Genomic DNA, 9,320 nt, shown 5'->3' on the forward strand with positions numbered 1-9,320 from the left:
GGTGGGACGCCTACGTCGAGGTGAACCGGCGCTTCGCCGAGGCCACCGCGAAGAGTGCCGCACAGGGCGCGACCGTCTGGGTGCAGGACTACCAATTGCAGCTGGTGCCCAAGATGTTGCGTACCCTGCGCCCGGACCTGACTATCGGGTTCTTCCTGCACATCCCCTTCCCGACGGTCGCGCCCTGTGCGGCACTCTTCGCGGTGGCCTCGGCGAAGCGCCGGTTCACCTCGACGTAGGCGTCCCACCACTCGCGGTGGTAGATCGGCTTGACGATCACGTCGTGGTACAGCGGCCACAGCGTCGCGTTCGAAAAGCCTTCGTAGTACTTGGCGACGTCGTCGGCGGAGAGATTGACCGGGCACAGGGTCATGTCGTCCTGCTCGATCGGCTCCTCGTCGGCGTCGGTGATGCCGGGCCAGCCGATCCACGCGCCGCGCCGACGGCGCAGCAACGGCTCCAGCGCCGTCACCAGACCGCCGGGACTCCTCTTCCAGGTGGTGCTGCCGTCAGGCAACCGCTCCATGTCGATCGGCAGCCGGTTGGCCACCACCACGAAGTCGGCGTTCCCGGAGTCGGCCCGCGGACCGCCCCCCGGACTCATTTACGCCTCGAGCTTCGACGGTCCAATGCCGAGCATCGAGAGAAACATCCGGCATTCGTCGGCGTCGTTCGCGTAGGCGGCGACCACACGCCGCGCCTGGCGGGCGGTGCTGTCGGCGAGCGGTTCGACGTCGCCGAGTTCGGCTGAATCAGATTTCGCAGGCATACGCCAACTCTAGGCGAAGCCGCCGTCGCCCCACGTCACAGCCCGCTGACTACGGGCTGTGGCTGATGACGGGCGCGGGCGGCGCGGTCACCTGCTGAGCCTGGGCGTCCTCGGCCAAGCCGATGCAGTTGCCTGAGTTGTGCCCCCCGCAAGGGACGCCCAACACCTCGGGCATGTCCGGGTTTCCGGGTTGCGTGCTGAACACCGTGCCGGAGTTGGGCACCGTGTGCGGAACGCAGACTCCGGTGAACTGGTCGGGCTCTTCACCGCCGGAGCAGCCCTGGGCGACCGATGCTGAGTCGGTCGGGTGTGCCACGAACGCGGTGAGCACCGGCGCTGCAGCGATCGCGACCGCGAAGCCGCCGGCGAGGAAAAGGCGTTGTGCGGAGATTTTCAAGGTCGCCATCGTCACGCTTTCTGTAGTTGTCAATCGTGTGCCGTCGACACGAATTCTATGGAAGCAGCCCGCTTTGTGCACCGCTTCGCGGCGCTCCCGGCAGCGGTGCTCAGGGGCTGGAACTGATGATGGATCGAGGCTGGGCGGGTGGGCCCATGGCGGCTTCGTCCTCGGCCAGCCCGATGCAGGTACCCCCGTTGTGGCCGATGCAGGGGATGCCGTCGATCTCGGGAACATCGGGATTGGCCGCGGTGGTCTGGAACAACGGGGGCGCAGTCGGTACCAGGTAGGGCACACACGTTGTCGTGAACTGGTCGGCTTCCTCGCCGGACTGGCAGCCGCCTTCAGCCAGCGCGGCGCCCGGTGCGGGAATCGTGTACCAGCCGAGCGCGGGCACCGCCGCGAGCGTGACCATGAATCCGCCGACCACGATGAGTCGCCGAAGGTGGAAGGAAGAAGTCGCCATTGGTCGATTCTAGGAGCCTGGTGTGTACCTGTGCCGGTTTCACCGCAGGCGGCACCGTAATGTGCCTAGGCGTCGAAACAACCGCAAGCGAGGTGGTCCGCGATGGCGAGCCCTGATCTGACAAGCGCCGACGCCGGAGGCGATGCAGTGCAACAGGTGACGTACGAGACCCTCGACGATGGTCAGATCGCGCGGATCTGGCTCAACCGGCCGCAAGCGCAAAACGCCCAGTCGCGCACGCTGCTCGTCCAGTTGGACGAAGCGTTCGCCCGCGCCGAGGCCGACGACTCGGTGCGGGTGGTCATCCTGGCCGCGCGGGGCAAGAACTTCTCCGCCGGCCACGATCTCGGGTCCGAAGAGGCCATGTTGGAGCGCAAGCCCGGTCCGGCGCAGCATCCGACGTTCCAGTCGCACGGCGCGACGGTGCCTGCGATCGCCGAGCGCACCTATCTGCAGGAGTGGCACTTCTTCTTCGAGAACACCCGCCGCTGGCGCGATCTCCGCAAGATCACCATCGCCCAAGTGCAGGGCAACGCTATCTCGGCCGGCCTGATGTTGATCTGGGCGTGTGACCTGATCGTCGCCGCAGACGACGCCAAGTTCAGCGACGTGGTCGGCGTCCGGATGGGCATGCCCGGCGTGGAGTATTACGCCCACCCATGGGAATTCGGCGCACGGAAGGCGAAAGAGCTTCTGCTGACCGGAGATTCGATCGACGCCGACGAGGCGCACCGGCTCGGGATGGTGTCGAAGATCTTCCCCCGCGACGAACTCGAGGACAAGACACTCGAGTTCGCGCGACGCATCGCCGAACGTCCGACCATGGCCGCGTTGCTGATCAAGGATTCGGTGAACGCCGCAGCCGACGCGATGGGCTTCACCGAAGCGCTGCGGCACGCTTTCCACATCCACGAGCTCGGCCATGCGCACTGGGCGGCGCACAACGAGAACCGTTATCCCGTGGGACTTCCGCCGAACGTGCCGGACTGGCGCACGCTCGGTGCGCCGAAGCTCGCCCGCCGCGACGAGCCCTGACGTATAACTGGAACCTGTTCTAGTTCGAATTCTTCGAAGGGGTCTGCGGTGGAGTTGTCCTTGGCGGGTCGGACGGTGCTGGTCACCGGTGGCGGCAGCGGGATCGGTAAGGGTGTGGCGGCCGCCGTCGTCGCGGCCGGCGGTAACGCGATGCTGGTAGGCCGCAACGCCGACAAGCTCGCCGGCGCCGTCGACGAGATCGAGAACCACGGCGGTTCGGGCGCGGTGCGCTACGAACCGGCCGACGTGACCAACGAGGACGAGGTCGCTCGCGTCGTCGAGGCGGCCACAGCGTGGACCGGCCGGTTGTACGGCGTCGTGCACTGCGCCGGCGGCAGCGAGACGATCGGACCGATCACGCAGATCGACTCCGAACTGTGGCGACGCACCGTCGACCTCAACATCAACGGCACCATGTACGTGCTCAAGCATTCCGCGCGGGAGATGGTGCGCGGCGGCGGTGGCTCGTTCATCGGCATCTCGTCGATCGCGGCGAGCAACACCCACCGTTGGTTCGGCGCATACGGAGTGTCGAAAGCGGGCATCGACCACATGATGCAGTTGGCCGCCGACGAACTCGGCGCGTCGTGGGTGCGGGTGAACTGCATCCGGCCCGGCCTGATCCGCACCGAACTCGTCGCTGCTGTGCTCGAATCCCCTGAGCTGAGCGGTGATTACGCCGCGTGTACGCCGTTGCCCCGACCGGGCGAGGTCGAGGACATCGCGAACGCGTCGGTGTTCCTGCTCAGCGATGCGTCCAGTTTCATCACCGGTCAGGTCATCAACGTCGACGGCGGACAGCTGGTCCGCCGGGGACCGGACTACTCGTCGATGCTCGAGCCGCTGTTCGGTGCGGAGGGGTTGCGAGGAGTCGTATCCACCTAGCGCGCTGATAGGTACGCTCATGCCATGCCGGAAACGGCGTACGCTCGCTGCGGCGATCTGAGCCTGGCGTATCAGTTATTCGGCGACGGGCCGATCGAGCTCGTCTTTTCCGGGTCGTTCGCCAGCCACATCGAGCTGTACTGGACCGTGCCCGAATTCGTGACCTTCTTCGAGCGGCTATCCACGTTCTGTCGCGTCCTCCTGTTCGACAAGGCCGGCGCCGGACTGTCGGATCCGATCCCGCATGTTCGCACGCTGGACGATCGGGCGGCCGAGATCGAGGCCGTCATGGACACCGTCGGCTTCGAAAGAGCGGTGCTTTTCGGGCCTAGTGAAGGCGGGCCGGCCTCCATCTTCTTCGCAGCGACACGACCGCATCGAACGCGGGCGTTGATTCTCAACGGCACCTTCGCCTACGCCTTCGCCGACGGCTGGGACGACGTGGATCGCGATCCTGCCGAGCTGCGGGCGCGCCTCATGCGCGAGCTCGGCGAGGTCTACACGCCCTCGGTTCAGCAGCTCGCCCGTTGTCAGGCGTGGTGGCGCGCCGCCACCTCGGCATGGGGCAGCGGCGAGGCGGGCAAGGCACTGCTGCCGTCGGTGCGGTCGACCCGCCTGCTCGCAATGGTGGAACGGATGAGCGCCAGTCCGGGGATGGCGCGAGCGACATTCGAAGCGATGTTTCGGATCAACGTGCGGCCGATCCTGCCGACTATCACCGTTCCCACCCTGGTCATCCACGCCCGCGACGAAATCGTTCCGATACAGTCCGGCCGGGACCTCGCCGACCACATCCCCGGCGCGCGGTTGCTCGAAGTCGAGGGCAGGGACCACGCGTGGCTCGCCGCTCCCGACCGGATCTTGACCGAGATCGAGGAGTTTCTCACCGGCAGCCATGCGGCGCCATCTCTGGCACGGCGCGCTCTGCGCACCGTGTTGTTCACCGACATGGTCGCCTCGACGCGACACGCGGCGGCGACCGGCGATGAGCGGTGGAGTGCGGTGTTGCACCGGTTCGAGGAAATCACCGCAGAACTCACGCAGCGATTCGGCGGCACGGTGGTGGAGAGCACGGGTGATGGCCACCTCATCACGTTCGACGGCCCGACCCAGGCCATCCGCTGCGCCGAGGCCTTGCGCAAGGATGCCGAGACACTGGGTATCGAGATCCGCGCCGGCATTCACACCGGCGAATGCGAATTGCGGGACAACCGCATCGGCGGAATTGCCGTACATATCGCGGCGCGCATCATGGGCCAGGCCGGCGCAGGCGAAATTCTGATCTCCAGCACTGTCCGTGACCTCGTGGTCGGTTCGGGTACGAGCTTTGAGGACCGCGGCGGCGTCGAGTTGCGCGGCGTACCTGGCACCTGGCAGCTCTTGGCGGTCGATCGCCATGGGCCGCGGGCGGGATCGGCCGAGGCGCAATTGGTGTCCACGCCGACCCCCGGCCCCCGCAGCGCGATGCGCCGGTCAGATCGCGCGGTGGCGGTGATGGCGAAGCGGACACCGTGGATTTTGCGGGGCGTGGCTCGCCTCGTCCCGGCCAGCGGCCGAAAATAGCACCTCAACGCTCTTCTGACAGCGCGTAACGTCGGGCCCGTGGTCACCTTGGACCGGCTGGTCAACGTGCTGGGCAGCTACGGTGTTCGGCTGCGCTTCTGCCCGATCCCGCGTTCCAAAGAGTTGGGCAGCGTCGTGATGCACGAAATGGCCGGCGGCCGCACAGTGACCGGTGACGTGCTGCTGGCGATCGGGGCGCGAACGGTCAAGGAGGCGTTACGGTGGGCGGTTGCCGCGCGAGCGAAGGTCGTGCTCTTGCGGGATGTCGACGATGACACCACGTTCGCGGGCATGGTCGAGGGCGTCGCGGTGATGGTCGTCGACGCGACGATGTCGTGGAGTGAGCTCGCCGCGGTCGTCTACGGCCTGGTGCTCGAGGGACGCGAGACCGAATCCGGCCGCGGCCCAACGGATTTGTTCGCTCTGGCTGACAGCCTCGCCGAGGCGACCGGCGGCGCGGTGACCATCGAGGACCAACTGTCGCGCGTACTGGCGTACTCGACGATGCAGGGAAACGCCGACCCGGCGCGGGTCGCGACGATCATGGCCAGGCAGGCGCCCGAGCAGCTCCGCGAATTCCTCGACGCGCGAGGCGTTTTCGCTCACCTCGCCGGCTCCGACGAACCGTTGTTCGTCACACCGGACAGCACGCATGGGTTGTCCGGCAGCATGGTCGTCGCGGTACGGTCGGGCCGCGAACTCATGGGCTCGGTGTGGGTTTCGTGCCCGCGGCCGTTGGCCGAACCCGAACGCACGGCACTGGCCGACGGTGCCCGCACCGTCGCGCTGCACCTACTGCGGTCGCGCGCCAGCGCGGATCTCGAGCGACAGGTCGAGTCCGAACTGGTACTGCGGCTACTCGACGGCGACGCCGATGCCGCCGCCTCGGCCAGCAGACTCGGCCTGTCCCAGGGGCCGATGCGGGTCATCGCCGTGCGAGCGGCGATCGGTGTCGACCGCGACGCGGCGCTGCTACTGGCATTCGAGCGGGCGACCGCCGGCTTCGGCTGGTCACGTCCGGGGCGAAGTGCGCTGGCGGCCAACACGATCTACACACTGTTGCCGAGCGAGCACGCCGCTGCGGCCCGCAAGTGGGTGACCGGCCTACGAGCCGCCCTGCCCGAGCGGGTCACGGTGTCGGCCGGTATCAGCAAGGCGGCCGGCGCCGCCGATCTGGCCGCGGCGCGTCAAGAGGCCGACGAGTGCCTGGCGCTGCACGAGATCGGCTCCCCGGACGCGGTACCGCCGGCTTACGACGAGTCGTGGGACGAGATCCTGCTGCAGCGCCTGCGCACCGCGGCCCATGCGGGCCGGACCCCCGACCGGGGGCCGGTCGCCGAATTGCGCCGCCACGATCAGGCCAACGCCACGGACTACGTCGCGACACTGCGGGCATGGCTGGAGGCGCTGGGAGACACCGCCCAGGCGGGCATCCGCCTCGGGGTGCACGAGAACACCGTGCGGTACCGGCTGCGCAAGATGGGTGAGATCACCGATCTGGCGTTGGACGATGCCCGTAAGCGGCTGGCCATGATGATCGAACTCGCCGCCATCGACATCGGCTGAGGCTCGTTGTCGGATCACCACAACGGTGCCGTCGAGGTTTGTCCGGCCGCGGCAACCCCCGACGTGACCTGCCACCGCACCATGGATTGACAGCGAAATGCGCTTTCACAGCTTTCAGACATGGAGGGTTTCCCAATGATCGGCGGTGAACGGATTGACGGTGGACCGCGGTCGGCGATCGTGGTCGGCGCCGGCATCGTCGGCTTGTCGACGGCATGGTTCCTGCAGGAGCGCGGTGTCGAGGTCACCGTGGTGGACCGAAGCGGGGTGGCAAGCGGAGCCTCCTGGGGCAACGCCGGCTGGGTCGCGCCCGCGCTGACCCTGCCGCTGAACTCGCCGAAGCTGTTGCGCTACGGGCTGCGCGCGCTGCGCGACCGAAGCGCACCGCTGCACATCCCGTGGAGCGTCGACGGTGCGCTGTGGCTGTTCCTGCTGCAGTTCGCCGCCAACTGCCGCGAGTCGGTGTGGCAGGAGGCGGTCGAAGCCAACGTGCCGCTGAACGAGGAGTGCATCGAAGCGTTCGACGTCCTGGTCGCGAACGGAGTCGAGGCTCCGGTGACCGACGCGCCGATCACCGCGGTGTTCCGCAACACCGCCGATGCCGAGGCCATGATGCGAGAGCTTCGCGCGTTGGAGCGGGCCGGACAGCACCTGTTCGTCACCGGGTTGTCCGGTGAGGCGTTGCGCGAGCAGGTGCCGCTGGCCTCACCGGCGATCACGGCCGGCATCAATATCAACGGTCAGCGATTCGTCGATCCGGGACGGTTCGTGCAGGCGCTCGGCCGGTCGGTTGAGGAGCGCGGGGCGTGCATCCGCACGTGCGACGTGCGCGGCGTGTTCAGCTCCGGCAACCAGGTGACGGTCCAGCCCTACAGCGGCAAGCACCTGACCGCGGACGCCGCCGTGATCGCGACGGGGGCGTGGATGTCACGGCTGACCACCCACCGGCTGCGCGTGCCGGTCGAGTCGGGTCGCGGCTACTCGTTCACCGTGCCGGTGGAACGGCCCATACCCGGACCCATCTATCTGCCCGACGTACGCGTCGCGTGCACGCCCTACCGCGGGGCCCTGCGAGTGGCGGGCACGATGGAGTTCCGCGACCCGCACGAACCCGCGATCGCCGACCGGGTCGATTCGATCGTCGCCTCGGCGAGCCCCCTGCTGGAAGGGGTGCGGTGGGCCGAACGCAGCGACGTCTGGGTGGGCCCGCGACCGGTCACCCCGGACGGACGTCCGCTGATCGGCGAGATGTCGCGAAACGTCTACGTCGCAGGCGGACACGGCATGTGGGGACTGGCCCATGGTCCGGTGACCGGCAGGCTGCTGGCCGAGCAGATCACCACCGGCAAGCAGCCCGAGGCGCTGCGGCCGTTCGACCCGCTGCGCCGCGCGGTCGCATAGCACCGACTTTCGATCCGAGAGCTGAGAGGACAGACAATGACGAGCGCACAAGGCACCTGGTTGTCACCGGCAGCCTACGAGCGGCTGCAGGAGGAACTCGCCACCTTGCGTGACCTCAGCGCGCACGCCGTCGACGACGGCACCGACGAGAATGCGACCGCCGTCAAACGCGCCCGCCAAGCGCGCATCCAGCAGATCCACGAGACGCTCATCAACGCCGTCGTCGGCGAGGACCCGCCCGATGACGGCATCGCCGAACCCGGCATGGTCGTGACCGTCCGCTACGACGACACAGACGAGACCGAGACGTTCCTGCTCGGCATGCGCAGCGCCGAGCACGGCGACATGGAGGTGTACTCCACCCAATCACCGTTGGGCGCGGCCATTCTGGGCGCGCGCCCCGGCGAGCAACGCACCTACCGGCTCCCCAGCGGGGCCGACCTCTCGGTCACCATGCTCACCGCGGTGCCATACGGCGTGCACAGTGGCGACAGTGTGGGCGCCACCATGACTGCCAGCTGACGCGCGGCCGCGATGTTGGTTCGCGAATAGCCTTTCGGCTCGCTTTGGGGCTATCTACGATGGATTCAAGGCGACCCCTCGCCCGCGCCGAAGGAGGGTCTTTTGACTGCCGAAGTGACCTCGCGTCCGCACCTGCAGGCCCGCAGACCTTTCCCGGCCAGGCTGGGGCCCAAGGGCACCCTGGTCTACAAGCTCATCACCACCACCGATCACAAGATGATCGGCATCATGTACTGCGTCGCCTGCTTCATCTTCTTCTTCATCGGCGGGCTGATGGCGCTGTTCATGCGCACCGAGCTGGCGATGCCCGGTCTGCAGTTCCTGTCCAACGAGCAGTTCAACCAGCTGTTCACCATGCACGGAACGGCGATGCTGCTGTTCTATGCGACCCCAATCGTGTTCGGGTTCGCCAACCTCGTGCTGCCGCTGCAGATCGGCGCCCCGGACGTCGCGTTCCCGCGGCTCAACGCCTTGAGCTTCTGGCTGTTCGTCTTCGGGGCAATGATCGCGCTGAGCGGCTTCATCACACCGGGTGGCGCGGCGGACTTCGGCTGGACGGCGTACGCGCCGCTGAGCAACGCGATCCACTCGCCCGGCGCGGGTGGGGATCTGTGGATCCTGGGCCTGGCGGTCGGCGGCCTGGGCACCATCCTCGGCGGCGTCAACATGATCACGACCGTGGTGTGCATGCGCGCGCCCGGCATGACGATGTTCCG

General features: G+C 67.6%; 10 protein-coding genes and 2 pseudogenes. 8 read left to right on the top strand and 4 right to left on the bottom strand.

Annotation, left to right across the window (positions count from 1 at the left end; genetic code table 11):
* A pseudogene (locus A5663_RS22470) lies at positions 1–179 on the top strand (trehalose-6-phosphate synthase); the annotation flags it as partial.
* Here the strand turns inward: A5663_RS22470 and A5663_RS04090 are convergent.
* The 4 genes and pseudogenes from A5663_RS04090 to A5663_RS04100 form a co-directional block, all read right to left on the bottom strand.
* Positions 173–604: pseudogene (locus tag A5663_RS04090) on the bottom strand (trehalose-6-phosphate synthase); the annotation flags it as partial. The pseudogenes A5663_RS22470 and A5663_RS04090 overlap by 7 nt on opposite strands.
* The gene (locus A5663_RS22885) at positions 605–769 is read right to left on the bottom strand and encodes a hypothetical protein (protein ID WP_156744324.1); all 165 of its coding nucleotides are present in this window, start codon (positions 767–769) and stop codon (positions 605–607) included.
* 49 nt (positions 770–818) lie between these two features.
* A complete protein-coding gene (locus tag A5663_RS04095; RefSeq protein ID WP_068144186.1) occupies positions 819–1,175 on the bottom strand; it encodes a hypothetical protein in 357 nt (118 codons plus the stop codon).
* Positions 1,176–1,275: 100 nt separating this feature from the next.
* Complete coding sequence (locus A5663_RS04100) at positions 1,276–1,632, bottom strand: intersectin-EH binding protein Ibp1 (RefSeq protein WP_231976671.1); 357 nt, start codon at positions 1,630–1,632, stop codon at positions 1,276–1,278.
* A gap of 102 nt (positions 1,633–1,734) precedes the next feature.
* On the opposite strand from A5663_RS04100, the gene A5663_RS04105 reads away from it, so the two are divergent.
* The 7 genes from A5663_RS04105 to A5663_RS04135 form a co-directional block, all read left to right on the top strand.
* Positions 1,735–2,667, top strand: coding sequence for an enoyl-CoA hydratase (locus tag A5663_RS04105; protein WP_068144188.1), 933 nt, complete (start codon positions 1,735–1,737; stop codon positions 2,665–2,667).
* Positions 2,668–2,715: 48 nt separating this feature from the next.
* Positions 2,716–3,552, top strand: a complete 837-nt coding sequence (locus A5663_RS04110; protein WP_068144190.1) for an SDR family oxidoreductase — start codon at positions 2,716–2,718, stop codon at positions 3,550–3,552.
* Positions 3,553–3,576: 24 nt separating this feature from the next.
* On the top strand, positions 3,577–5,115 hold the full coding sequence (locus A5663_RS04115; protein ID WP_068144194.1) for an adenylate/guanylate cyclase domain-containing protein: 1,539 nt from the start codon (positions 3,577–3,579) through the stop codon (positions 5,113–5,115).
* A gap of 39 nt (positions 5,116–5,154) precedes the next feature.
* On the top strand, positions 5,155–6,681 hold the full coding sequence (locus A5663_RS04120) for a CdaR family transcriptional regulator (RefSeq protein ID WP_068144197.1): 1,527 nt from the start codon (positions 5,155–5,157) through the stop codon (positions 6,679–6,681).
* Positions 6,682–6,816: 135 nt separating this feature from the next.
* Positions 6,817–8,082 carry an FAD-binding oxidoreductase gene (locus A5663_RS04125; RefSeq protein WP_068144207.1) on the top strand — a complete coding sequence of 422 codons (1,266 nt, stop codon included), beginning with the start codon at positions 6,817–6,819 and terminating at the stop codon, positions 8,080–8,082.
* A gap of 36 nt (positions 8,083–8,118) precedes the next feature.
* Positions 8,119–8,604 (top strand): GreA/GreB family elongation factor, encoded by a 486-nt coding sequence (locus A5663_RS04130; RefSeq protein WP_068144201.1) that lies wholly within the window; start codon positions 8,119–8,121, stop codon positions 8,602–8,604.
* Between the two features lie 102 nt (positions 8,605–8,706).
* Positions 8,707–9,320: cbb3-type cytochrome c oxidase subunit I (locus tag A5663_RS04135; RefSeq protein ID WP_197503285.1), on the top strand; the 614-nt coding region annotated here is incomplete at its 3' end.

It is taken from the genome of Mycobacterium sp. E740 (assembly GCF_001672895.1).
Taxonomy (GTDB): Bacteria; Actinomycetota; Actinomycetes; order Mycobacteriales; family Mycobacteriaceae; genus Mycobacterium.

Coding starts and splice junctions, on each gene's coding strand:
- A5663_RS04115 (WP_068144194.1), top strand. CDS start 3,577: ATGCCGGAAACGGCGTACGCTCGCTGCGGCGATCTGAGCCTGGCGTAT.
- A5663_RS04130 (WP_068144201.1), top strand. CDS start 8,119: ATGACGAGCGCACAAGGCACCTGGTTGTCACCGGCAGCCTACGAGCGG.
- A5663_RS04125 (WP_068144207.1), top strand. CDS start 6,817: ATGATCGGCGGTGAACGGATTGACGGTGGACCGCGGTCGGCGATCGTG.
- A5663_RS04100 (WP_231976671.1), bottom strand. CDS start 1,632: ATGGCGACTTCTTCCTTCCACCTTCGGCGACTCATCGTGGTCGGCGGA.
- A5663_RS04095 (WP_068144186.1), bottom strand. CDS start 1,175: ATGGCGACCTTGAAAATCTCCGCACAACGCCTTTTCCTCGCCGGCGGC.
- A5663_RS04105 (WP_068144188.1), top strand. CDS start 1,735: ATGGCGAGCCCTGATCTGACAAGCGCCGACGCCGGAGGCGATGCAGTG.
- A5663_RS22885 (WP_156744324.1), bottom strand. CDS start 769: ATGCCTGCGAAATCTGATTCAGCCGAACTCGGCGACGTCGAACCGCTC.